General features: G+C 55.2%; 24 protein-coding genes, 2 tRNA genes and 1 riboswitch. Of the genes, 12 read left to right on the forward strand and 14 right to left on the reverse strand.

The window, feature by feature from the left end; all coding sequences use genetic code 11:
* Nucleotides 1-9: 9 nt before the first annotated feature.
* The 3 genes from WA429_RS10970 to WA429_RS10980 form a co-directional block, all read right to left on the reverse strand.
* Nucleotides 10-804 carry a motility protein A gene (locus WA429_RS10970; RefSeq protein WP_068519272.1) on the reverse strand — a complete coding sequence of 265 codons (795 nt, stop codon included), beginning with the start codon at nt 802-804 and terminating at the stop codon, nt 10-12.
* Between the two features lie 294 nt (nt 805-1098).
* Complete coding sequence (locus WA429_RS10975) at nt 1099-1869, reverse strand: substrate-binding periplasmic protein (protein ID WP_228195175.1); 771 nt, start codon at nt 1867-1869, stop codon at nt 1099-1101.
* A gap of 184 nt (nt 1870-2053) precedes the next feature.
* On the reverse strand, nt 2054-3766 hold the full coding sequence (locus WA429_RS10980) for a methyl-accepting chemotaxis protein (protein WP_287466068.1): 1713 nt from the start codon (nt 3764-3766) through the stop codon (nt 2054-2056).
* Nucleotides 3767-4041: 275 nt separating this feature from the next.
* Between WA429_RS10980 and WA429_RS10985 the strand changes: the two genes are divergently transcribed.
* The 5 genes from WA429_RS10985 to WA429_RS11005 all read left to right on the forward strand — a co-directional run bounded on the left by WA429_RS10985 (nt 4042) and on the right by WA429_RS11005 (nt 6735).
* Nucleotides 4042-4305: a hypothetical protein gene (locus tag WA429_RS10985; RefSeq protein ID WP_068519275.1), complete on the forward strand. Its 264-nt coding sequence runs from the start codon at nt 4042-4044 to the stop codon at nt 4303-4305.
* A 245-nt stretch (nt 4306-4550) separates the two neighbouring features.
* Complete coding sequence (locus WA429_RS10990) at nt 4551-4808, forward strand: hypothetical protein (RefSeq protein ID WP_156480878.1); 258 nt, start codon at nt 4551-4553, stop codon at nt 4806-4808.
* Between the two features lie 161 nt (nt 4809-4969).
* Nucleotides 4970-5497 carry an adenine phosphoribosyltransferase gene (locus tag WA429_RS10995; RefSeq protein WP_068519277.1) on the forward strand — a complete coding sequence of 176 codons (528 nt, stop codon included), beginning with the start codon at nt 4970-4972 and terminating at the stop codon, nt 5495-5497.
* Between the two features lie 106 nt (nt 5498-5603).
* Nucleotides 5604-6050 (forward strand): hypothetical protein, encoded by a 447-nt coding sequence (locus WA429_RS11000; protein WP_287466070.1) that lies wholly within the window; start codon nt 5604-5606, stop codon nt 6048-6050.
* A gap of 142 nt (nt 6051-6192) precedes the next feature.
* Complete coding sequence (locus WA429_RS11005) at nt 6193-6735, forward strand: Panacea domain-containing protein (protein ID WP_068519279.1); 543 nt, start codon at nt 6193-6195, stop codon at nt 6733-6735.
* A 57-nt stretch (nt 6736-6792) separates the two neighbouring features.
* Here WA429_RS11005 and WA429_RS11010 read toward each other — a convergent pair whose 3' ends face one another.
* Together WA429_RS11010 and WA429_RS11015 are read right to left on the reverse strand one after the other, a co-directional pair.
* Nucleotides 6793-7854 carry a ChaN family lipoprotein gene (locus tag WA429_RS11010; protein WP_287466071.1) on the reverse strand — a complete coding sequence of 354 codons (1062 nt, stop codon included), beginning with the start codon at nt 7852-7854 and terminating at the stop codon, nt 6793-6795.
* Nucleotides 7855-7889: 35 nt separating this feature from the next.
* Nucleotides 7890-9044, reverse strand: a complete 1155-nt coding sequence (locus WA429_RS11015; RefSeq protein WP_287466072.1) for a trans-sulfuration enzyme family protein — start codon at nt 9042-9044, stop codon at nt 7890-7892.
* Between the two features lie 93 nt (nt 9045-9137).
* Between WA429_RS11015 and WA429_RS11020 the strand changes: the two genes are divergently transcribed.
* Nucleotides 9138-10451 (forward strand): NAD(P)/FAD-dependent oxidoreductase, encoded by a 1314-nt coding sequence (locus tag WA429_RS11020; RefSeq protein ID WP_287466074.1) that lies wholly within the window; start codon nt 9138-9140, stop codon nt 10449-10451.
* 227 nt (nt 10452-10678) lie between these two features.
* Here the strand turns inward: WA429_RS11020 and WA429_RS11025 are convergent, their stop codons facing one another.
* The 4 genes from WA429_RS11025 to WA429_RS11040 all read right to left on the reverse strand — a co-directional run bounded on the left by WA429_RS11025 (nt 10679) and on the right by WA429_RS11040 (nt 14565).
* Nucleotides 10679-11725: an MBL fold metallo-hydrolase gene (locus WA429_RS11025; RefSeq protein WP_287466075.1), complete on the reverse strand. Its 1047-nt coding sequence runs from the start codon at nt 11723-11725 to the stop codon at nt 10679-10681.
* Between the two features lie 201 nt (nt 11726-11926).
* Nucleotides 11927-12880 carry an ABC transporter substrate-binding protein gene (locus WA429_RS11030; protein WP_287466077.1) on the reverse strand — a complete coding sequence of 318 codons (954 nt, stop codon included), beginning with the start codon at nt 12878-12880 and terminating at the stop codon, nt 11927-11929.
* A gap of 78 nt (nt 12881-12958) precedes the next feature.
* Nucleotides 12959-13771: an ABC transporter permease gene (locus tag WA429_RS11035; RefSeq protein WP_287466078.1), complete on the reverse strand. Its 813-nt coding sequence runs from the start codon at nt 13769-13771 to the stop codon at nt 12959-12961.
* Nucleotides 13768-14565: an ABC transporter ATP-binding protein gene (locus tag WA429_RS11040; RefSeq protein ID WP_287466079.1), complete on the reverse strand. Its 798-nt coding sequence runs from the start codon at nt 14563-14565 to the stop codon at nt 13768-13770. Before WA429_RS11040 ends, WA429_RS11035 begins: the two co-directional genes overlap by 4 nt.
* Nucleotides 14556-14667: riboswitch (TPP riboswitch) on the reverse strand. Its footprint overlaps the gene before it by 10 nt.
* A 175-nt stretch (nt 14668-14842) precedes the next feature.
* Here WA429_RS11040 and WA429_RS11045 point away from each other — a divergent pair.
* The 5 genes from WA429_RS11045 to WA429_RS11065 all read left to right on the forward strand — a co-directional run bounded on the left by WA429_RS11045 (nt 14843) and on the right by WA429_RS11065 (nt 17334).
* Nucleotides 14843-15994, forward strand: coding sequence for an acetoin utilization protein AcuC (locus WA429_RS11045; protein ID WP_287466080.1), 1152 nt, complete (start codon nt 14843-14845; stop codon nt 15992-15994).
* Nucleotides 15991-16437, forward strand: a complete 447-nt coding sequence (locus tag WA429_RS11050) for a DUF192 domain-containing protein (protein ID WP_068519285.1) — start codon at nt 15991-15993, stop codon at nt 16435-16437. The genes WA429_RS11045 and WA429_RS11050 overlap by 4 nt, the downstream gene beginning before the upstream one ends.
* A gap of 158 nt (nt 16438-16595) precedes the next feature.
* Nucleotides 16596-16672 (forward strand) — tRNA-Pro (locus tag WA429_RS11055).
* Between the two features lie 144 nt (nt 16673-16816).
* Nucleotides 16817-17110, forward strand: a complete 294-nt coding sequence (locus WA429_RS11060) for an ETC complex I subunit (RefSeq protein ID WP_068519286.1) — start codon at nt 16817-16819, stop codon at nt 17108-17110.
* A 147-nt stretch (nt 17111-17257) separates the two neighbouring features.
* Nucleotides 17258-17334: transfer RNA gene (locus WA429_RS11065), tRNA-Arg, on the forward strand.
* 90 nt (nt 17335-17424) lie between these two features.
* Here the strand turns inward: WA429_RS11065 and WA429_RS11070 are convergent.
* From WA429_RS11070 to WA429_RS11090, 5 genes are all read right to left on the reverse strand, one after another.
* Nucleotides 17425-18303, reverse strand: coding sequence for a MurR/RpiR family transcriptional regulator (locus WA429_RS11070; protein ID WP_068519287.1), 879 nt, complete (start codon nt 18301-18303; stop codon nt 17425-17427).
* A gap of 66 nt (nt 18304-18369) precedes the next feature.
* Nucleotides 18370-19449, reverse strand: a complete 1080-nt coding sequence (locus tag WA429_RS11075; RefSeq protein ID WP_287466081.1) for an ABC transporter substrate-binding protein — start codon at nt 19447-19449, stop codon at nt 18370-18372.
* A gap of 10 nt (nt 19450-19459) precedes the next feature.
* The gene (locus tag WA429_RS11080) at nt 19460-20524 is read right to left on the reverse strand and encodes a FecCD family ABC transporter permease (RefSeq protein ID WP_287466082.1); all 1065 of its coding nucleotides are present in this window, start codon (nt 20522-20524) and stop codon (nt 19460-19462) included.
* A complete protein-coding gene (locus WA429_RS11085) occupies nt 20521-21534 on the reverse strand; it encodes a FecCD family ABC transporter permease (RefSeq protein WP_287466083.1) in 1014 nt (337 codons plus the stop codon). The genes WA429_RS11080 and WA429_RS11085 overlap by 4 nt, the downstream gene beginning before the upstream one ends.
* On the reverse strand, nt 21531-22400 hold the full coding sequence (locus WA429_RS11090) for an ABC transporter ATP-binding protein (RefSeq protein WP_287466084.1): 870 nt from the start codon (nt 22398-22400) through the stop codon (nt 21531-21533). The genes WA429_RS11085 and WA429_RS11090 overlap by 4 nt, the downstream gene beginning before the upstream one ends.
* Before the next feature lie 279 nt (nt 22401-22679).
* On the opposite strand from WA429_RS11090, the gene WA429_RS11095 reads away from it, so the two are divergent.
* Nucleotides 22680-24905 carry a TonB-dependent siderophore receptor gene (locus tag WA429_RS11095; protein WP_287466085.1) on the forward strand — a complete coding sequence of 742 codons (2226 nt, stop codon included), beginning with the start codon at nt 22680-22682 and terminating at the stop codon, nt 24903-24905.

Here is a 24905-nt window from a genome sequence, read left to right on the forward strand (position 1 = left end):
CAGATTTTCCTATTTCGCAGATTTGTCGATATTGAAGTGAATGGCCGGATCAAGGAACGAATTCATGCGATCCTGAATGGCGCGCGGGCCTTTGCGATCGGCCAGCATGATCAGACCTTCGGCAATCAGATAATTGCGAAACCGCATGATTTCTTCGCGCTGCTGAATTTTGCTGGCCGCGGGTAAAAAGAAAAATCGCGCAGCCACAATCCCGTAAAGCGTGGTGATCAGCGCAATGGCAAGCCCGGCGCCAAGCGATGTCGGGTCATCGGCCATTTTATCAAGCATGATCACAAGCCCGACCAATGTGCCGATCATGCCAAATGCCGGGGCGGCCGCCGCCATGCTTTTCAGGATCGAGACCGGCACAAGGTTGCGGCCAAAGGCATTATCAATGGCGTTGTGAAGCATTTCGGCGGTTTCATCACCGTTATAGCCGGTAATCACGACTTCCATCGCCCAGCCCAGAAACGGTTCATCCTTGGCGACCCGTTCGGCTTCCTGTTCAAGGGCGTTAATGCCCTTTTTCTGAAGAAGGTATCCCCATTTGACAACCCGGCCGACTTCACCGGTCAGTTGCCCGCGGCCCATTTGCGGAGCACGGAAAATCTTGAAGATCAGTTTAAGCGCCAACAGAACATAGCGCGCCTCATAGGCAATAAAGGTCGCGGCCAAGGTGCCGCCAACCACCATCAGCGCGCTCGAAAGGCTGACAAATACAAGGTAGTTGTCGGTCGAAATAAAGATCGATCCGACAAAAAGTCCAAGGCCAACCATTATGCCCAAAATCGTCGTAAACGACATTGTTCCCACAATCCCCCAAGCGTCGATCAGTCGATCTTTCGATCTGTCGAGCTGTCGTTTCCCCCGACGACCAACCGTATCGGGGTATTGTCGCGATCCTGCCCGTAATTATAATTATTCTATAATTTTTTACGTAAGAATAGGTCCATAAAAGCTTGAGGTCTGGTTAATTTCGAATTTAACAAAAATCTAATGCGGTGCGTTATGCCTTGGTTTCAATGGCTTGGGTAGATCGAAAAAGGATCTAAAACAGCGCAAAGACGGACCCGCACGGTTCGGAACAGTCATGAACAATCATGAACCGTTGCGGTGGACATAGTTTGAAATCAGCCGGGCGATCGTTTTGTCTTTTTCAAAATCGGTAATCGCGGCATTGACCTTGTCGATCAGATTGCGACAGGGCGACAATCTGGAAAAGGCCATATACATCTTTTCGGATTTTATCGGCGTGTTTGAAATGGTGATGTCGGTGCCAAGGGACGCGCGCCGTTCGGATCGTTGAAGGGTATAAAGCCCCTGGACACCATAATTTGCCCGTTTCCGGGCGATCATGTCGATCATCTGGTCGGTTGTATTGACCCGCATCATTGTCAGATGTTGTTCGATGAACTGATCAAAATCAGCCCCCCAACTGTCGCCGCGTGTGGTAACGCCGACCTTGCCGACAAGATCATACCAGTCGCGGAAATCAAATGCCGCATCGGCCATGGTAAACATGACAATCGGGTCTTCGGCATAGGGCAGGGTATAAAGATAACGGGCTTCGCGTTCCGGCGTCTTATAGATCGCCACCAGAAGATCAATATCCCCGTCCGTCAGGTTCTTTACCGCCCGTATCCACGGGCCGACATTTCGGATTTCAACGCGAACCCCGATTTTGCGGGCAATCAGACGGATCAGATCAATCGACGCCCCGCGAAAGGTTTCATGTTCGGTATAGTTGAAAGGCGGATAATCAATGTGGCCGGAAACAATCAGCTGATGGCAGCTTTTGCGCAACCGGTTATCCGACGCATACAGATCAGGCGCCCAAAGCAGCATGGTTGCCCATATCGCAATCAGCATGAACGAAAATCTGCGGGGCCGTCCCCGGTATGGTGTGCCAGATGCCGGAATGTTTTGCATAAATCTTCATTTTTGCCTGCAAGGGGCAAAATACAAGACTGGCGACAAAACAACCTGTGCGGGATGTTCTGTCGCCAGATGCATCACTATCGGAATGTATCCGTTTTGAAAACGGATGTCTGGGTCAGGTGGCCCGAATGTCGGCAAGGAAACGGTCAACTTCGGAGCGCAAATCATCAGACAGGGACCCAAGTTCACGCGCGACATCAAGAACCTGATGGGCGGCGTGATCGGTATCGGCAACGGTGTTGCTGACCTGTTCGATATTGCTGCTGACTTCCTGGGTGCCGATAGCGGCCTGTTCGACATTTCGCGCGATTTCGTCCGTGGCGTCGGCCTGTTCGCCGACCGCGGTTGAAATGGTATGGGCCATTTCGGTGATGCGCGAAATCACATCCGATATATCGGCCATGGAACTGACTGTTTTACCGGTTTCTTCCTGAATAGCAGTGATTTGATCGGCAATTTCGTTGGTGGCGCGGGCTGTCTGGTTGGCAAGGTTTTTGACCTCGGCTGCGACCACGGCAAAGCCCTTGCCGGCTTCACCAGCCCGGGCAGCCTCGATCGTCGCATTCAGTGCCAGAAGGTTTGTCTGCCCGGCGATGTCGCTGATCAGGGCGACGATTTCACCAATACGACCGGCAACTTCCGAAAGACCCTGAACCGTTTCCGATGATTGTTCGGCTTCGCGTGATGCCTCCGCGGCAACCCGGGTGGAGGCATCGGCCTGTTCGCCAATTTTGGAAATGGAAGAAGACAGATGGTCGGCCGCATCGGCGACGGTGCGCACATTTACCGTGGCCTGTTCGGAGGCGGCGGCAACCGTGGTTGCACTTTTGCTTGCGCGGTCGGCGGTTTCAACCAGACCATTGGCGGTGGTTTGCATTTTACCGGCCGAACTTGATACGGCACCGACAATCTTGGCAATGACGCCTTCGAAATTGCCGATATGCTGTTCAAGCTTTTTCATCCGTTCTTCACGCCGCTGGGAGGCGGCCTGTTGTTCGGCTTCCATCTGTTTTTTGGCAATGGCGTTGGTGCGGAATACCTCGACCGATTTGGCCATGCGTCCGATCTCGTCCCGGCGCGACAGGGCGTTGATGTCAAAATCGGTATTGCCCTGGGCAAGTTCGGTCATGTCCCGGCCAAGATCGGAAAGCGGTGCGGTTACGATCCGGGTCAGCAATATGCGCATGCCAATAATGGTGGCGATGGCAATGGCCAGACCGCCAAGAACGATGCCGATCAGAATTTTGTTGGTTTTTTCCTGTTCGGCGGCAACCGAAAGACTTGAAGACAGAACGGCAATCACGTCGCCTTTCTGGGCATCCATCGCGCCATGGCAACTAAAACAGACCTCGCGGTCGGCCCCCTTGGTTTCACCAAGGACAATCGGCATCGACATGCGATAGGTGCCGTTTTCGGTATAGCGCCCGATCAGTTTGCCTGTTTCGATGGCTTCGATATCAATGTCGTCGCGCGGGGTTTTGATCGGCTTGTCGCCGTATTCTTCCATATATGCCTGTGTCGTTGGTCCCCAGGCCGACCAAAGTTCACCGGGATAATCCGCATTGCGACTGTCAAACCAGTTATTGAAGACATGAATGCCGATGTCATCGACATCATCGGGGCGGGCCGCCATGACATTGACGATCAGCGCATGCAATGAGGTCAGTTCATTTTCGCTGAGCTGACGCAACTTGCTGTCCATCGCGTTTTCTTCAACCACGGTCATCATCAAAAGCGCAATGACAACGGTTGACGTCACGCCAAATGCCGATGCCCACATAAAGCGTTTGCGTATGCCCATTGCATTGAAGGCAGACAGAATTTTCATGTTCATTCCCCGGTGCGATGACGGAAACAGACACCTTGTTCGGCCGGTTTCGCATTGTCCTGAATAGTTGGAACAATGCATGATCGTCAAAGTCCCGCCTTGATATGACTCAAGTCATCAATGATATCGGGACGGTTCGGGGGCAACTCGATGCGCAATGGGTGCGCGATTGATCCCCGAGCAGACTGCACAGGGCTTGTTTTGATGTGATGGAAAAGGCATAAGCAGGCCAATAAGTTTCGCACCCAACCTACTGGAATGAACAGGACCGGCAGATGACGCTTTCCTATAGCGACACCCGCAAAAAGCTTGATCAGATCACCGCGGAAATGCTGGGTCTGATCCGTAAATACGATCTGGATGCCGCAAGCCCGTTTGACGTGATCGAAGTCGCACGCGCCAAGATTACCGATCAGAACGACTATATCCGTTTTCTTGAGCTGTCGCTCGAAGGGCGGATCTATGGCGAGTATGGCGATGCGCTGCAAAAGCAGATCGACGAAGAAGCCAAGGTACAGGCGGCAAAAACCGTAAACTGATACCCGTCGCGTTTGCTTGCGATCTAAAAAAAACATCCGGAACGGCCCGCTTTTCATCGCGAAAAGCGGGCCGTTTTTCAATTGGGGCAGTTTGTCACAAAATCTTCCTGATCTTGTCACCGTCATGCAGTTGAGTGGCCACGAACACCGGACTATATCGCTGCTGTAAAACGCGCATCGGCAAACGGTGCATTTCCTTCGCCGCAATGATGTGCGAATGCCTAACGAGCAACAGGATGGCTGACATGAAAAAGAGTTACGTCCAAACTCTGATGGAAGTCGAAAAAGTATTCGGTCAGATCAATGACCATGATTACCGTCTTTATCGTGCGGTCTGGGGCAATCGCCAGGCCGCCCAGACCGGACTGCCGCGCGGAACACGCGCGGAAATCAGCAAAAAGCTGGCAAATGATTTCGTCGCAATGCGAACGCAAAACCACCGTGCCCATGTACGTGCCCAGGGAGTTGCCCAAGGACGTGCAATGACACCGCACGCCGCCTGAACGCAATTTGGCGTTCCGGCCGTTGGTGCAGCTTTTTGATGAAGCTTGCCATTCCGGCAGCTTTCAGGCATCAAGTGTCGCCGTATGCGCAGCAAGCCCGGATATGACCGGGTTCTGTGTGCGCGATATGCGAACCAACTGAAAGCTGGCCGGAGTATCCCATGTCGATTAAGTCGTTGATCCGTACCATTCCTGATTACCCGAAAAAGGGGATCATGTTCCGCGACATCACGACCCTGTTTGAAGATGCCGACGGTCTGCGCGAAGTCATCGACAGCTTTGCCGCAGAATTTCAGGACAAGAAAATCGACATGATCGCCGGGATCGAAGCACGCGGCTTCGTCATTGGTCCGGCGGTGGCACTTGCTCTGGGCGTGGGGTTTGTCACCATCCGCAAACAGGGCAAATTGCCGGCCGAAACCATCGGTGTGGAATATGAACTGGAATACGGAACCGACGTGATTGAAATCCACAAGGATGCGATCAAGCCGGGCAGCCGTGTTCTTGTCATGGATGATCTGATTGCAACGGGCGGAACTGCGCTGGCGGCAATTGATCTGGTTGAAAAGGTTGGCGCAGAAGTTGCCGCCTGTGCCTTTATCATTGATCTGCCCGATCTGGGCGGGGCGCAAAAGATCCGTGATCGCGGTATCGAGGAATTCCATCTGGTCGAGTTCGAAGGCGACTGAACAGGCCCAGTACCGCCGGATCTTTGAAATTTCTGCCATTCCCCATTATATTGATGTATAATGCTTGGGTTGAATTGGTTCGCCGCCCTGCGGCAGGAAAGAGGAAATGATCACACCGCTCCAAACAGCACAGACAACCTCACAGGTCAGCCAGTATGGCCGACTTGCGGCTGCTGGTGCGCGCGGTGTGTCGACAGTTGATCGCAGTACGCAGATCGAAGAATCCTCTCAGCATTATTCCTATAACCCGGATGATGACGGCATTTTGTTCAATGCCTATATCGACGGCAAGAACAAGCGCCAGCCGGGGCAGGGCAACCCGGGAGATCACAAAGATCAGCGAACCGAACAGCGCGCATTGTCTGCCGCCCGGCGGGCAAGTGACCGCGAAGGTGCGATGGACGTCCAGTCTGATCAGGATTTTGCATCCATGCTTGATCCATCCATCCCCTTTGACCTGTCAGCCAATAGCGGCACGTCCTTTTATGCGCTGGTAAATGCGGTGGCGCATGGTGTTGGTGTGCGTGGTCGTCAGCTTGATGCATCGGTTTGACCCGGATTTGACCGGGGTGTTGGCGATCATCGCGGGGGCATATCTGCCTGCAAAATTTCCCCGATCGAAGTTGCCGGTGCTTGTTGCCATATGACATAGGCCTTATGATGGGGCATCTTCCCATCAGACCATCGGGCCAGGAATGCAGAACAAGCCGGTTCTCAACACAGTTTTCGAAGCAGCGTTCAGATTCATTGATCTTGCCCTGAACGATAACGAATATCTGCAACCGCAAAAATTGCACCGTTTGCTGTATCTGGCCCAGGCCTATTACGGGGCGAATTATCACGGCAATATGCTGATGCCTGCGATCTTCGTCGCCGAGGAATTCGGGCCGGTCGAACCCAACCTTTATGCGGTGATGGAAGAAAGCCGTCCTGATGTGCGGCTCAAACCGATTGACCCGAAAACGGCCCATTTCCTTGAAAGCATCTGGTCGCAATTTGGTCATCACACGGTCGAACATCTGAGCATGACGGTGCGCAACCATCCGCCCTTTACCAAGGCCTATAAGGAAGGGATCGGAACCATCATTCCATATACGGAGCTGGTGGAGTTTTATGCATCGGTCCGCAAAAGTGCCACCACGCCAGAGGCAAAGGAAGTCGTGCGCCCGCGTGTCATGCGATCGCACAAGGGCAAACCCGTGGCGACAACCGACTGGCTGCCACGGCGCATCAAGTAATCCCGATCAGGATACGGCATATCCGGATATCTGGCGGTAAACAGGCCGCTATCGGGATTATTGCCCGACTGTAAGATCAATGCACGGGTCCTTGTGGGCCATGTCATTGGTAAACCACATGAAATCGACATCATCCCGATTGCCGAACCGTTCGGCATAGTCCTGTGGTTTGGGGGGATTGTCGCTTGGATCGTCGACTTCGATCAGGCTGACGACTGCAATGTCATTGGCATCAAGACCGGGTTCGAACCGGCTGATATGCCAGGGAACAGCAATGGTGTGGCGCACATGCATGGCGCCCGCGATCAAAAATGCCCCGTCATGATCGGCGGTATTGGCGATATCGGTCATGGCGCGGGCAAGGGACGCATCACGGGCGAACTGAACCGTTGAAAAGCCACCCAGCATGCTTTTGGGCAGGGCGTTGCAATGGCTTTCGGCCATTTCAACACGGAACCGTTCCATAATCTCGTCGGGCATGTCGGGCAGCGAAAGCTTTGTCGCCAGTGTCGCAGGCAGTGCCGCCGTGCCCTCGGCAATAATTGGCCGCAAAAGATCATCTGGCAGATTGCCCGCCACCATCGTCAGGTCATGTGTCTTGGCGATTTCGGCGATCGGGGCATAGTCATGCCATGACGGCCAGCCGCGTTCTTCCCATTCCAGTGTCTGCCCAAGGTCGGAGACCGGAACTTCCTGCCAGCTTTGATCAAGAAGACCTTGCTGATCGCGGGTAAACATTTCCCAGACCACGGCCCTATGGCGTTGATCGGATTTTGTCAGCGCATCAATCAGTTGGGACTGGTGATGGTGATGGATCGGGTTGTCGTGTTTTTCACCGATCAGGATATATTTCCGGTCTGACAAACGACGCACAAGTTCATCAAACATGATGTATTCGCCAGCACGCCGATCAAAAATAAGACCGGGCGCAGGCGGCAGCGCATTGATGTCGGCGACATGATGGCTGCCGGTACCGGCTGGTATTTGTACCGGTGCTGGTTCCTGCGTCTGCGCGATGCTGTGCCTGGAAAAGACAAAGCTCCCTGCAATTGCGGCGATCACACCGGCATTGCGAAACAATGCATTTGCGTGAAGCCAGCGAAGAGGGAGCTTTGACATCGATCGTGAAATTCCAGATTGATAGATGGTTCGGTTTATTTGCTTAACCGCAATGCTGTTTCCAGGTCGTTAACAAGATCATCTGCATCCTCGATCCCGACCGAAAGGCGCAGCAAATCACCGGGAACCGGGCTTGTCGGGCCTTCGACCGAAGAACGATGTTCGATCAGGCTTTCGACACCGCCAAGTGACGTTGCCCGTTTGAAAAGTTTGCACCGGTTATGGAAATCAACCGCGCGCTTTTCGCCGCCCTTGACCCGGATCGACAGCATGCCGCCAAATCCACCCGTCATCTGTTTTGCCGCGATATCATGCCCGGCGTGGCTTGCAAGGCCCGGATACTGGACCTGTTCGACTTCGGGGTGGTTTTCGAAATGTTTGGCAATGGCCATCGCATTGGCCGATGCGCGTTCAACACGGATCGAAAGCGTGCGCAGCCCGCGCAGCAACAGCCATGTTTCAAACACACCAAGAACCGCACCGCCAGATGCATGCTGTTTGCACACACGTTGCCAGTATTCGCTGTCGGATGCCGTGGTCAGCGATCCGGCCAGAACGTCACTGTGACCATTGAGGTATTTGGTTGCCGAATGCATGACGATGTCGGCACCAAATTCAATCGGGCGGGTCAAAAGCGGGGTGGCAACGGTATTATCGACAACCACCTTTGCGCCGGCCTTGTGCGCCAGTTTGGCAACAGCCGCAATATCGGTGATCTGCCAGTCCGGGTTGGCCGGGGTTTCAAGCCACACCAGTTTGGTCTTGCCCGCAACAATATGCTTGTCCCAGTCCGCAATGTCGGCGTTATCGACAAAGTCAAAGGACAGACCGGCACGCACGCCACTGTCAAGCATGAAGCTGCGCAGCGCCCAATACATCACCTTGGGGGCGACAACATGATCGCCGGGGCTAAGGGCATGAAGACAGGCAACAGCCGCTGCCATGCCCGATGCAAACAGGCGGGTTTCGCTGCCACCTTCCAGGGTGCTTAATACTTGGCAGGCCTGATCATAGGTCGGGTTATCGGCGCGCGTATAGCAGCGCCCGTCATGATAGCTGAGATCGGTATTACGCTCGAACGTGGTTGACGGATAAAGCGGCGGTGTGACCGACTTGGTTGCATCATCAACCCAGCCCAGTGCCTGGGCGGTGATGGTGGCCGGTTTTTGGTTTTTTGCGTGATCAGACATGGTGGCTACCTGATTTTGTTGAGATTTATTGCCGCGCAACATAACGTGGTTCGCGCCACACACCAAACTGTAATCCAATCCAGAGGCCCCGACATGACCAATTACCCCGAAATCACCCTGCCAAAGGAATGCGACGTTGTCGTTATCGGTGGCGGAATCCATGGTTCTTCCAGCGCCTATTACCTGACCAAGGCGGGGATGAAGGTGGTTCTTCTGGAAAAGGATACGATTGCATCCCATCAGTCAGGCCGGGCGTGGGGATTTGTCCGTCAGCAGGGGCGCGATCCGGTTGAATTGCCGCTGATGATCGAATGCAACCGCATCTGGCAAGGACTGGAAAAGGAACTGAATGCCGATCTTGAATGGCGTCAGGGCGGGGTTCTGTTTGTGGCGCGCGATGACGCGGAAATGGCCGATTACGAACAATGGATCGAAGACGCCAAGGGCTTTGATATTGAAACCCGGGTGCTGTCACCAAAGGGTGTCGAGAACATCACACCGGGCATCACAACACCCGGTGTCGGGGGTATTTACACGCCATCGGACGGGCAGGCCGAACCGAAAAAAGCTGCACCGGCCATCGCCAGACGTGCCAGCGAAATGGGCGCGGTGATTGCCGAGGGATGCGGCGCGCTTTCGATTGAAACAACCGCGGGCGCGATCAGTTCGGTGGTTTCGGAAAAGGGCGAAATCAAATGCAAATATGTGATCTGTGCGGCCGGTGCCGCCACCCATAAATTCGTTGCCAAATTCGGCCGCCGACTGCCGCAGCAAACCACGCGTGGCACCGTGATCCGTACAACGCCCGTGCCCGATATCTCGGCTGCCGGGACGCTTGCTGCCGGTCTGGCCTTTCGACAGCGCACTGACGGGTCGATGAATATTGCCGATGAATTCATGACCGATATTGATCTGACCCTTGGCCGTTTCAAATATGCCAAGGCCTTTGCGCCGGGACTTTTTGATAACTGGGCGACTTTCAAGTTCCACTTTAACAAGCGGTTCTTTGATGATCTGGTCGATCGTCTGCCGGGATCAGAAGCATCGAAACAACCAATGATCGGACGGCGCACCAATCAGGCCGAACCCTATAAGGTGCGTGTCAGCAACGCCATGGCCAATCTGCAAAAGGTTTTCCCGCAAATCAAACAGGTCGGCATCGTTGATAAATGGGCCGGTGATATTGATGTCACCCCGGATGCCGTGCCGGTCATTGATCAGTTCGATAATCCCAAACACTTCTTTGTCGCCACCGGATTTTCGGGTCACGGATTTGCCATGGGGCCGGTGGTCGGCAAGGTTCTGGCAGACTGGATCACCACCGGTCAGCCATCAATTACCCTTGCGGGGATGGAGCTTTCGCGGTTTGAAGACGGTTCTGTCCGTCGTCCGCGCACGCGGGTCTAAATCCCGCATTATCAAAGTTTGGACGGGATGGTGTAAGCAACGTCACATCATCCCGTTATCTCTTCAGAATTTCCTTGCAGAACAAATGTAATGTTATAACGTATCTTTAATGGTGTGCAGGACGGCGTTTCCTTGCAGATCAGAAACGATGCGGATCGCCCGTCTCCCAATGGGTGGTCGTGGATCGGACGAAACCGGCAGCGTTTGCGCGCTGCCGGTTTTGTTTGTTATTCGGCGCTGATCGAATTGGCATGCGGTTCCGGGGCCGCCGTGGCCTGCTTGCCTGCAAAGAACCTGGTCGCGCCAATCGGCGGGGCAATAAAGTCATCATCGCCAAGACCCGCTTCCTTGCGGGCCGATGCCAGTCGCCTGGGCGGTTCATCAACCGGTTCGGCCGTCAGAACGAATGTCCCCCAATGGATGGCAAGTGCCTGTTTGACGCCCATTGCCTGCATGATCTGAACGGCTTCTTCGGGATTGCAGTGGGAATTGCGCATGAAATCGCGCGGATCATAGGCCCCGATCGGGATCAGGCCGAAATCAATCCCGCCATGCTGCTGGCCCAGTTCGCTAAACAGGGCCTCGTTCCAGCCGGTATCGCCGACAAAATAGAACCGGTAACCATCGGCGAATTCCAGAATATAGCCACCCCAAAGCATTTCCTTGCGGTCCTTGGTGGTGCGGCTTGACCAATGGTTGGACGGCACATGGGTGATTTTGACATCCCCGTGATGGTGGCTTTCATCCCAATCAAGTTCAACATAGCGATCAGGAGTGACGCCTGCCTTTTCCAGCAACGGTCCGTTTTTCAGCGGCAACACATAACGCGGTACATCGCCAAGAACGGTCAAGCTGGCAAGATCGAAATGGTCGTAATGATTGTGTGACAGCAACACCAGATCCAGCTTGGGCAACTGGTCGATGCTTAAGCCCGGCTGGCTGTATCGTTTCGGGCCCAGTCGCTTGAACGGTGATGCGCGGTCGGAAAAGACCGGATCGGTCAGGATATTAAGCCCGCCATATTGCACCAGAACCGTGGCATGACCGACCCAGGTGACCTGCAAACGGGTCGGGTCGGGATTTTGGATGGCCTCAAAATCAGGTGTTTCGGTCGCGATTTTGCCGATCTGATGCTTTGCCTTTGGCCAGTTATCCTTCCCAAAGAAGCGCCGGCGCAGGAACCGCCAGAACGACCGCTTGACCGGATCGGGCAGGGGATGGCGGTTTTCAAAACCGGTTTCGGTATGGTGATCGGGTCGGGATTGGGTTTGCACGCGTCTGTTCCTGCCATCAAAACAATCATGTGATTATGTCTGTCACAAGGTCTGGTGACCAGAAGGTAAACGCAAGTGCCAATGACACGCTTCGTGAGTGGTGTCGCATGAAAAAGGCCGGAACGCGGGGGACACGTTCCGGCCTTCCTGAAACTTCCGCATCCACCGGGAAAGCGCTGCGGAAGCAGGGGGGACTGAATTTTATTCAATCACCGTGGCATAGGTTTCAAGTGCCGGGCTTTCTGCAATCAGGCCCTGCTGCACCATGTAATCGGCAAAACGCGCATAGCGGTTTTTATCAAGGGCGGCCGGACGCAGGGCAAAGCGCGGCAATGTATCGGCCCATGCCTTGATGTTGAGTTCGTCATCAAGGTTCGGATAGGCCGCAATAAAGGCCTTCCAGCTGTCATCGGGATGGTTGATCAGGTACTGCACGCCTTCTTCAAGGGCGGCGAGCATACGGGCAAAGCGCGGATCATCGACCTTGTCATTGCGTACGGTCAGGATCAGCTCATCATAGGGCGGAACGCCTTCTTCCTCGACATAGAATGCCTTGCCCGGTTTGCCTTCGATTTCCATCTGGTTGAGCTCAAAGTTGCGATATCCGCCAATGATCGCGTCCACCTGGCCGGAATAAAGCGACGGCGACAGCGAGAAGTTCACATTGATCAGCTCTACATCATCCATCGACACACCGTGATTGCCCAGCATGGTGCCAAGCAGCGCATCTTCGAACCCGGCCAGCGAATAGCCGATTTTCTTGCCCTTAAGGTCCGCGATTTCCTTGATCGGGCCATCTTCCAAAACGATCAGGCTGTTAAGCGGGGTCGCAACCAGCGTCCCGATACGGGTCAGCGGCAATCCTTCGGCCGCCTGTACGTGAAGCTGGGGCTGATAATTGACCGCAACGTCGCCCTGACCGGCAGCAACAAGGCGCGGCGGGGCGGAAGGGTCGCTTGGTTCGATCAGTTCAACGTCAAGATCATGCTTGGCAAAGAAACCCTTTTCCTTGGCGACGATCAGCGGTGCGTGATCCGGGTTCACAAACCAGTCCAGCAGAATGACCAGCTTGTCGGCGGCAAAGGCCGTTGAGGACGTGCCAAGAACCATTGCGCCCAATGCGGTCGCGGTGATCATGGATTTAAGGCGTGACATGGATGAACCTCCGTAAGATGCGCCAAATTATTTGTATGAGGATTTAAACCGCGGCCGATTTGGCAGCGGGGAATTGTATTACCGAACCGGTTTCAGGCTGTCGGGCTGCCAGGGCAGGGCTGCGCGCAGGACGCGATCGACAATGAAATATTGCGTGATCGAAAAGGCGCACAGGATCAGAAGACAGGCAAAAACCATATCAATCTGAACCCGGGCATTGGCATGCAACATCAAATAGCCAAGCCCGTGACTGGACCCCACCCATTCCCCAATCACCGCGCCAATCGGGGCCACAGCGGTGGCAACCCGGAAACCCGATGCAAAGGCCGGAAGGGCAGCGGGCAGGCGGATATGGGTCAAAAGTCGCCAGCGACTGGCCCCCATGGTCCGTGCCAGATCAAGCCAGCCGCTTTCAGTGCGTGCCAACCCGTCAAAGAAGGCGACTGTCACCGGGAAGAAAATGATCAGGGCCGCCATGGCAATCTTGGATGCCAGACCAAAGCCCAGCCAAAGAACCAGAAGCGGTGCCAAGGCAAAGAACGGAATGGCCTGCGACACCAGAAGGATCGGCATCAACCAGAACCGGACCGGCGAAAACAGCGCCATCGGAATGGCGGCCAGCGTGCCGAGGGCCGCACCGGCAAACAGGCCAATCACCGTTTCGGCAATGGTATATTGCGCGTGATCAAGCAGCACATCATGCCGGGCAAACAGGGTGGCCCAGACATCTGCGGGCGTTGGCAGCATGTATTTCGGCGCACCGGTAATCAGAACCAGCGCCTGCCAAGTTGCAATCAGCGCAACCACAATGATCAAGGGCCGGGCAAGCATCAGCCAGCGGCGTTCTGTCAGCGGTTTTTTATGGGTATGAGGATTGTTTTGAAGGCTCATGACAAAGCCTCCGCCCCAAATCCGGGGGCAATATCGGCACCAAGTTGGCGCAGCAATTCGGCCTGCTGGGCCAAAATGGCGGGATCGGTGATGTTGCGCGGGCTTTGACCATCTGGCGTGATGGCATCGGCAAGGGTGGCCGGGGCACCCGACAGGACATGAACATGATCGCCAAGACGCAATGCTTCAAGCGGGTCGTGGGTTACCAGCAATACCGTCTTGCCGCGCAAAACCCGTGCGGCCAATTCCTGCAAACGTAATCGATTGACCGGATCAAGGGCTGAAAACGGTTCATCCATCAGGACAACCGGGCGGTCCTCCATCAGGGTGCGGGCAAGGGCGGCACGCTGTTTCATGCCCCCCGAAAGCTTTGCCGGGCGTAGGTGGGCTGCATCGGTCAAACCGACTTCGGCGATCAGGTGTTCGGCGCGCGCATGATCGGGACGTTCCCCGCGAAGGACCGCGCCAAGCTCGACATTCTCGCGCACGGTGCGCCAGGGCAAAAGCAAATCCTGCTGCGCCATATAGGCGATGCGGTTCTTAAGGATGCCGCCATCCGAACAGGTGATGTTACCGCTAACATCGCCTTCGACCAGACCGGCAAGGAAGCGCAAAAGCGTGCTTTTGCCAACGCCGCTGGGACCGAGCAAACAGGTAAAGCTTCCGGCCCGAAGGGTCAGATCAAGATCATCAAAAATATCAACGCCGCCAAATGCCACACGGGCACCCGACAGGTGGATATCGAAACTGGTTGGATTTTGCGCCTGCTGGGGCGCTTGTTCTGTGTCGCGCATTCGATCCTTCCTACGCCGGTCTTAACCGGTTCAGGTTCAAAGGGTCGTTCGGCAACACCGAACCTCTCAGCCGATTTACGATCGGCCCCCCCGGAGATGACGGGACTATGCGCAGTCAAAACGCGTCCGTCAAGTTTTGTGACAATTTGTGTCAGGCGCTGCGCGCGATAAAGAACGAAGATCGGTGTGTCAGATCGCTGTAATCAGGCCTTGCAGAATGGCGTGAATGCACGCAATGCTGTGGGGAGCCTGCCGTTGAAATTGACTGACATCTGTTGTGACCATCTTGCCCGAAACCCTTCCTGATTATCGTCGGGGTGACATAACCCCGCGCATGATTGCCGCCGAAATTTACCGCGGGTCCAGTTACGGGCCGAAACACCCATTGGCGATCCCGCGGGTGTCGCTGGTGGTCGATATGGTGCATGCGCTGGGCTGGGTGGATGAAAGCACCTATTTGACGGGGCCGGTGGCAACGCCCGATCAACTGGCGCGGTTTCATGACCCGGAATATGTCGATGCCGTCATGCAGGCCGAACGTGACCAGTCCCTTCCCGAGGAGGTCATGGTCCGGTTTGGTCTGGGTAAAAATGGCAATCCGATCTATCCGGAAATTTTCCGGCGTCCGGCGACTGCGGCCGGATCATCGATCCTGGCGGCGCAATTGATTGCCGATGGCGGCATCATCCATCATCCGGCCGGGGGGACGCACCACGGATTGCGCGACCGGGCATCGGGGTTTTGTTACTTCAACGACCCGGTTCTGGGGATTTATGCGCTTCTCGATTCGGGGCTGGATCGGGTGTTGTATGTTGATATTGACGCCCATCACGGGGATGGCGTGCAATATGCCTTTGCCGAAGATGACCGGGTTCTGACCGTTTCCATGCATCAGGAAGATTTATGGCCCAAGACCGGCGCGATTGATGACGTGGCCGGTGGCATGGCCCGCAACCTGCCCATGCCGGGCGGGATGAATGACGACGAGATGCGGTTCGTTCTTTTTGAATATTTGATTCCTCTTGCATTAAGTTTTGCACCACAAGCTATTGTTTTACAATGTGGATGTGATACTCTTGCCGAGGATCCGCTTTCAAAACAGCTTTTGGGCAATCAATCGATCTGGGAAGTCGTGGGGGCGATGACCAGATTGGCGCCAAGAAGTCTTGTTCTTGGCGGCGGAGGATATAGTCCATATGGGGTTGCGCGCTGTTGGTCCGGGGTGTGGGCGACCATTAACGGGATCGAAATACCACCTGTGTTACCCATCACAGCGGAAAATATCCTGCGTGTCATAAAATGGTCGCATAGTCGTGGCAGACAGCCGGCCAACGAGTTGTTTACAACTTTGGCGGATCCATGGCGGGGTGGCGCAATCCGGGACGAGGTCCGGGAACGCGTCAGAAGACTAAGAGGGTATGGGGTATGAAGTCGTTTATTCAGATGGCTTTGGTGGTGTGCTTTATCAGCGCAGCAGTGGTTGCGGGGCTTAATGCAAAGGCAACCGGATTTGAACGATCGCGCATTCTCGTCGATGGTGAGGTCTATAATGTCGAAATGGCCGTCACCCCGGAAGAACGATCGCGCGGCCTGATGTTCCGCACCGAAATGGCCAGTGATGCAGGGATGCTGTTTGATTTCGGCGGCGCACGTGACATTTCAATGTGGATGAAGAACACCTTCATTTCGCTTGATATGTTGTTCATTGATGCCAGTGGCACGATTGTCGGCATTGAAAAGCGCACGGTACCGCAATCGGAAACCATCATCCCGTCGCCAAAGCCGGTGCGCTTCGTGCTTGAGCTGAATGGTGGCTCGGCCGACAAGATGGGCTTTGAGGTTGGCGAAAAGGTAGAAGGCCTGCCGCGCTAGGGCGTTGTGGCCAACCCGCCCACAGTCAAAAGATCAATCAGCAATAGCAAGGCCGCAGACCATATCTGCGGCCTTTGGTTTTTGTGCATGTTTTTCGGAAAAAACGCATAATGCGGTCTTGCCCACCCGGCATTATGGTGCTAAATCCACATCCGCGTCGGGGAGTAGCGCAGTCTGGTAGCGTACCTGCTTTGGGAGCAGGGGGTCGCGAGTTCGAATCTCGCCTTCCCGACCATTTCCCTTTTTGTTGTCTGACGGTGATCCAACAGGATTTCCAATTCGCGACAAAAGGTGTAAAAGATGAAGTATTGGCAGGGGTTAGAGAGGCCCGTTAAACTGCCATATCCATCTTATCCCGACGGTCAAGACGAGGGTCCCGATGAAGGTCCGTGTTTATAAACCTGCCAAAAACGCCATGCAGTCCGGTCAGGCTGCGACCAAGCACTGGGTTATGGAATTTGAACCGGGTGCGAAAAAAGTCGCCGATCAGCTGATGGGGTGGATCGGATCAACCGATACCCGTGGCCAGGTCCGCATGTATTTCGATACCCTTGAAGAAGCCCAGGCCTTTGCCGCCAAGCACAAGCTGATCGCCGATATCGAACAGCCCAAGCCGCGCAAGGTCCAGATCAAGTCCTATGCCGACAATTTCGCGTTCAAACGCGTTGTCTGATTGCGGACTGGCTGTTACCGGCTGACCATACCATCGGGGCGGGCATCCGCCCCGTTTCGTCTGACAGGGGACGTTAAACTCTGCAAACATGCCGGGTAGGCGACCAATGCCATGCCCCGGGGGATAAGCAAACCACCCCCACCCAGCGGTCCCTTAGCTCAACTGGATAGAGCAACAGACTTCTAATCTGTAGGTTGCAGGTTCGAGTCCTGCAGGGATCGCCATTTTTTCTTTTTTATCAATATGTTATCCGGATGTTTCGACCTTTCCGTGCCAAGCCGCGCGCGTCCTGCGTCGTGACAGCAGCGGCGGTTTTACTTTTTCGGGCGGATGCGGTTGCGGATTTCAACGATGCGTTCAAGTGTGGCAAGCGGCTTGGCCGGATTGGCCGCAGCAAGACCGATCATCATGGTTTCAAGGCAGCACATCATGGGGGCGTGCAGGGCGACCTGATCGCTTTTGGAACGCGGCAGGACGATTGCGGCTTCGGCGATCTTGATCAGCGGGCTTTTGTCGGATGTGACAATCCCGATCAGGGGAACCGACAGGCGTTCGGCCTCGGCAACGGTGGCGCTGGCTTCGCGATGCAGGCGGCCATGACCGAGCATGACAATAACGTCGCCTGGTCCGACCTCGATCAATTGTTCGGCCAATGATATGCCGGTGCGGTTCAGTTCATAGGCGGGATAGCCGCTGCGGGAAAAAAGACGGGCGGCATAGGATGCGATGATGCCAGATGCCCCAATCCCCGATACACCGATCCGGTTGGCACCAGACAGCAGTTCGACCGCCTTGCGCATTCCGGCGCGGTTGTGGGGCTGGCCCAGTTCGCGCATGGCGTTAAGCTGATCTTCGACCATGAAATCGATGGCGGTATCGGCATCATTGGCGACATCCGATGTTGTCGACGCCATTTTTGCGGTTGGCGAATTGGTGGCGATAAAGAAACCTTCGATGGTTTCCTTAAGATCGCGAAGACCGGTAAAGCCGACCGCCTGAACAGTCCGGATCACCGTGGCATCGGATGTGTCGGTGATGTGGGCGATCTCAAGGGCCGATTGTGACAGGGTCGCGCTCAGATTATCGCGGATATATTCGGCAACCAGTTGCATGCTGGGGGACAGGCGGTCTGCGCGGGCATTGATGCGTTCGGCAAAACGATCAACGGGATTTTCAGTGAAGTTCTTGGACACGGGCTACTCCCGATTTGAAGAAGGATGCAACAGGCGGTGATGCCGGTGTAAGGCGGCGCACCGCATTCAGGGTTTCGGTGCGTTTTCCGGTGATTTGGTCGCGGGGCCGGATGGCGGTCGGAACCGGTCGGCAACAATGTGCGACGTGATCAGGGCGGTCATCATCGAAAGCGCGCCATAGGAATTCGAAATCGCGATTTCACGCGACACCAGGATATAGCGGCCGTCGCGGCAGGCCCGCAGGAAACGGCAGAAATCGGGAAAGATATCGTTCATTGCCCTGATTTCGGCCTTGGCGCCATTGTTGCGGTCATCGCGGAACGGATCGAATATGTAATCGGCATCAAGATCGGGAAGATATTCCGGGCTGACCTGAAGGCGACCGGAAGGGGCGATATTGTCAATCAGTGCGGGGAACTTGAACCCGGCATCGCGCAGCACCCGCCCCAGTGATCGATAGGTATGATAGATATTGATCTTGCCATTAAGGGGCTGAAGCACACTGACGGAGATGTCAGACGGGTTCAGATTGCGTTTCAGGGCGGCGATATTGGCCTGATAACGGGATTCTAGATATTTCAGGGCATCTTGCCGTCCGGTCAGTTCGGCGAGCTTTTGATAAACATGGGGGCCACCCAGCCGCGCGGCATCAAGTGAAACCGTCGGTGCAATTGCCTGAAGCGGTTCGATTGCACTGGCCCGGCCCGGGGCGGTAATGATCAGATCGGGCGCCAGGGCATTGATGGTTTCAAGATCAATCTCGGTCGATCCGATATAGCGGATGTCGGAATTGTCAAAATCCACCCCGGTCAAAAGCCGGGATGACCGCAAATATGGCGTCCCGTCAAGGCCGATACGTCCATGGCTGGCGATTGGAAAAACGCCAAGTTCAATCAGCGGAATGGTGACATCCACATCATATAGCGAAACGATCCGCGTCGGATGGTCCGGCACCTCGACATCCCGGCCAAGGTCATCGGTGAATGTTTTTGCCTGCACGGTCATGCCCCACAGAAGGACTGCGACGAAGGCGGCAATAGCGGCTTTGACCCGTCGGAATATGAAGTGAGGAGACAGGGGGCGCGGGGAAATGCGATGGCGCGCAACCGGGTGCTGATTGCATGAAAACACAACGGGTATTGCCATCAAAATCGTCCTAAAGTTCATCGCGGCGTTTCCAAAGCAGGATCAGAAGAACCGGCACACCAATCACGGCAAGAACAATGCCGGCTGGCAGTTGCAGGGGTAAAAACGCAACCCGGCCAATGGTATCGGATGCCAGCAACAACAGCCCGCCCACCAGAGCGCTGGCCGCAAGAACCGATGCCTGGCTTTGGTTGCCAATGACAAGTTTGCTCAGGTGCGGGGCAATCAGGCCGATAAAGCCGATCCCGCCAATGGTCGAGACACATGTTGCCGAAAGCATGGTTGCTGCCAGAAGCTGGATCGCCGACGTCCGGCCAAGCCGCACACCAAGTCCGGTGGCGGTCTGTGCGCCAAGGGACATGACATCAGATGCCCGTGCGCAGCCCAGAAGCAGCACAAAATTGACAAGCAGAAGTCCCGCTGCGACCGGGACGATGTCCCAGGTGGCGGATGCCAGACTGCCAGTAATCCAAAGAAGCAATGGCTGGGCGTCGCTGGCATCAAGCGACACAAGGATCATGGCCACCAGTGCCGATAAAAACCACGACAGCCCGATACCAATCAGTACAAAGCGCAGGTTCGAGGTCGATCGCGCGATGGCAACCGTCATTGCGGCCACCAGCAAACCGCCAATCGTGCCCAGTATCGGATATGAAATGGCGGGCAGGGACGGGCCAAACAGGGTCAGGCACAAAATGACCAGAATGGACCCTTCACGCACGCCAAGAAGCCCCGGATCCGCAAGACCATTGCGGGTCAGTGACTGCATCGATGCACCCGAAAGCCCCAGCATCGCCCCGCACAAAACGGCAAGAACAACCCGTGGCAGGCGCAGTTCTGTCAAGATCGCCTGTGCCGTGGGGGATAATGTCACATCCCCCGACATGACGGCGATCAGGCCAGCCGGCAGGATATCCTGACTGCCCAGTGTGATTGCCCAGAACACCCCGGTAATCAGGCCCGATGTTGCAAGGACAAGGATGACGGTGCGCACGATATGCAGGCGCATTTCAAGGCGGCCGATCCTGATCTGGCGATAGCCTGTGGCACGGGGCTGTTTGAATGGCATGGTCATCGCAGCGCCCTTGCCACCAGAATGATAAAGACCGGTGCGCCAACAAAGGCGGTGGCAAGTCCGGTAGGAATTTCATGGGGCAGCATCACAAGCCGGGCTGCCAGATCGGCAAGGGCCAGCAAACCCGCACCACCCAATGCGACAAGCGGTACGGATAATCGGTAATCGCTGACAAAGCGGCGCACCAGATTGGGCACAATCAACCCGACAAAGCCGATCGGACCTGCGATTGCGACCGCGATCCCGCAAAACAGGGCGGCGGCAATGATACCGATCAGGCGTACCCGCCGAACGGAAATGCCAAGTCCGGTTGCCACATCATCGCCAAGTGCCAGCGCATTCAGGCAGCTTGAAACATAAAGCGCGGCGATCACGGCTGGCGCCAGCAACCAGGAAGACGCGCAAAGGGTATCCATCCGGGCCCCGGCCAGATCCCCGACCATCCAAAGACGCACCTGATCAAGGGTGTCATCATCAAGAATAAGAATGGCCGATGTCACAGCCGATGCCAGCGCGGAAAAGGCAATGCCGCAAAAGGTGACCTTAAGCAACGTCATGCCCGATTTCCCGGCAGAGGCAAAAACAATCGTCGCCAGAAACAGCAAACCGCCACCGGTCGCGGCAATCAGCGGGCGGACAATGCCGTCGGTGGCAAGGCCCATTGGGGCTGCTGTTGCCACAACTACCGCAAGTGTCGCCCCGGCATTCAGTCCCAGAATATGGGGTTCACCCAGCGGGTTGCGCAAAAGCCCCTGTAACAACAGACCCGACAGGCCGAGACACGCACCGGTGATCAGGGCCGCGACAAGCCGTGGCATGCGAATGGTTTGAAGAACCCGGTGATCAAAACTGTCGGCATCAAAACCGTTTGCAAGGTCAAGCAGGCTGTCCAGCCCGATCAGACGCGGCCCGACCATAAGATAAAGTGTCGAAATCAGGACCAGCAGGGCGGCAAGGCCAAGAATCGGACGCGATGCCATATGGGCACCTGGCAGCCGTTCCGTTCTCACGGTGCACATCCGGCCGGGGTGGCATTTGATGGTGATGCGGATGGCAAAGGGGACTTGCCAGCGTTATGGCGCGGAATGAAAACCGGGATGCCGGAATCCGGATCCACCAGCCGGATGACGTCGGTGGAAAAAACATCTGAAATCAGGTTGGCTGAACAGGATTTCGGATCATCGATTGTGCAATGTATTTTGCCGTCTTTAAGGAAAATCAGGTGATCGGCATATTGCATGGCAAAGTTCAGGTCATGCAGAACGGTGACGATTGTCCGACCGTGGCTGCGACACAATTCGGCAATCAGTTTCATGACATCGACCTGATAACGCAGATCAAGATAGGTTGTCGGTTCATCAAGCAGGATGATGTCGGTTTCCTGTGCCAGTGCCATGGCGATAAAGCATCGCTGACGCTGGCCACCGGACAAGGCATTGACCGGTGTTTGAGCAAAGCTTGCGGTGTCGGTGATTTCCATCGCGTGATGGACGGCCTTTTCGTCGGCATTGCTCCATTGCCGGAAAAGTCCCTGATGGGGGTAGCGACCGCGCGACACCAGATCATAGACATTAAGGCTTTCGGGCAGGACCGGGCTTTGCGGCAGAATGCCCAGTTTGCGGGCGACATCGCGTGTGGGCAGGGTATGGATATCCTTGCCGGCAAGGTAAACCGTGCCCTTTGCCGGGGACATCAGACGCGACAAAGTCGAAAGCAATGTCGACTTGCCAGAACCGTTCGGCCCGACCAGAACCGTGAGCCGGTTTTGCGGAATGGACAATGATATATCGTGCAAAACCGGTGTTTCGCGGAATGCAGCATGCAGTTTTTCTGCTGCCAATGGGGCAACATCGCGTGATGGAGCGTCTTTGATCATCGGGTGAGTCTTTGCGATTCCGCAGATTCCAAAAGCAAATGAGAAACATTTGCGACTGTAGTAGTCAAGAAACCAACGGTTATATTTTTTCACTTTTTATCGAAAACAGGGGTGATTTAGCGGTTTTCGACCGGTGTTTAATGGCATAAAAAGGTCGGAAACAGGCCGGTTTTGTGGCAATGGGTGAAACTAGGGTTTGACTACTACATAAATGACAATGATAACCACTCTCAAAGTAATTAAGAATAATTATTAACTGGAATTGTGAGTGTGGTTAGAATGAAGGTGCAACATTGTAAATTCGGGGCCTTGTTGCTGGCGTCGGTATCGATAAGCGGGGTTATGGTCAACCATGCCCGTGCCGCGGGCGAACAAGAAGCCGGCAGCCAAATCCAGCAGGTCGCGCAAGCCCAGCCAACCCAAAAGCAGTCAACCGACGAGACTGCAACAGCGGTAACGACCCAGCCGGTCACCGTGACAGCAAGCCAGCGAAGCGGGGATGGCGACGATGCGGTTGACGGTTATCAGCCGGTCAGCACATCGGTGGCAACCCGGACCAAGACCCCGTTGATTGATGTGCCGCGGGTGGTCAATGTCGTCGGATCGCAGGTTATCGAAGATCAGGATGCGCGCAGCCTTGACGATGTTCTGGCCAATGTCAGCGGGGTGACGCAGACCAACACACTTGGCGCGACGCAGGATGCAATCATTCGCCGCGGATTTGGATCGAACCGTGATGATTCCATTCTGGTGAACGGGCTTAAGGTTGCCACGCCGCGCAGCTTCAACATCACGGCCGATCATGTCGAAGTGGTCAAGGGGCCGGCATCGACATTGTATGGCATTCTTGATCCCGGCGGGATGATCAATATCGTCACCAAGAAACCGCAATCCGAATTCGGTGGCGAGGTGAATACAAGCCTGACCAGTTTTGGCGGCGGCAATGCCGGGTTTGATGTGACCGGACCGCTGGTGGAAGACGGATCCCTGTCATTCCGGTTGCTTGGAGATTACGAGAAAACCGATTACTGGCGCAATTTCGGGGAAACCGAACGCCAGCAAATCGCACCGTCCCTTCGTTGGGAAGGCGATGAAACCGACATTACGCTAAGTTACTTCCACGAAAAATACAGTGTGCCGTTCGACCGCGGGACCATCTTTGATCTCAATACCGGCAAGGCGGTCAATGTTGATCCGGAAATTCGCTTTGACGAGCCCTATAACGTGACCAAGGGCAAGACCGATATGGTCCAGTTCGAAGTCAATCAGGATCTTGGCGATGCGTGGGAGCTTGGCTTTGATTACAGCTTCAGCCGTAACAAATATGCCGACAACCAGGCACGTGTGCGGTCCTATAATGCCAGCACCGGCGATGTGACCCGGCGCGCCGATGCGACACAGGATTCAACCCTGATCAAGCATTCCGTGCGTGCCGATCTGACTGGCGAGGTCGAGCTGGCCGGGCTGAAGAACGAGCTGCTGTTTGGCACGTCCTATGATTACAGTGATACGCTGCGTACGGATATGATCCGGTGTAGCAACGTCACCAATTTCAATATCTATAATCCGGTCTATGGCAATCTGGATGAATGTACGAACGTGTCGGCCAGCGACAGTGACCAGACCGAAACATTGTCGACCGTTTCGGCCTATGCGCGCGATGCCCTGCATCTGAATGACCAGTGGATCTTGGTCGGCGGGTTGCGTGTGCAATATTACGACATTCTGGCGGGCAAGGGACGGCCGTTTGTGACCAACACCGAACGTTATGGTCAGGAACTGATCCCCAATGGCGGTCTGGTATATAAGGTAACGCCGCAACTGTCGCTTTATACCAATGTTGCCAAGACCTTCCGTCCGCAATCCTCGATCGGCAGCTATGTCGGCAATATTGCCCCGGAAGAAGGTATTTCCTATGAAGTCGGCACGAAATACCAGGTCGCCAATGGTCTGACGACCAACATCGCCCTTTATACCAGCGAGAAAAACAACGTCGCCTATTCCGAAGATGTCGGTGGCGAAACCGTAGTCAAGGCGGCGGGAACCGTGCGTTCGCGCGGGCTTGAAATTGACGTGGCCGGGGCGCTTACCGAAAATCTCGACATTATTGCAAGCTATGGCTTTACCGATGCACGGGTGACAAAGGATCCCGAACTCAAGGGCAAGCGTCTTGCCAATGTGGCCCGCCATACCGGGTCGCTTTTCCTGGCCTATGATTTCGGGACTGCGGTGCCCGGTGCCAGCAACTTCCGCGCGGGCGGTGGTGTCCGTGCGGTCGGTGATCGTCCGGGGACCAACACCAATACCTATGATCTTCCGGCATATGCGGTTGCGGACATGTTTGCGTCCTACACGATTGATGCCAGCAACCCGATTACCTTCCAGCTCAATCTGAAAAACATCTTTGACGAGGTGTATTACACCTCCTCGATCGGCACCAACAATCTGGGCAACCAGATCGGGGAGCCGTTCCAGGCAATCCTGAGTGCCAAAGTCGAATTCTGA

Origin of the sequence: Thalassospira sp. CH_XMU1420-2 (assembly GCF_037029325.1) — a bacterium.
GTDB classification, from domain to species: Bacteria; Pseudomonadota; Alphaproteobacteria; order Rhodospirillales; family Thalassospiraceae; genus Thalassospira; species Thalassospira povalilytica.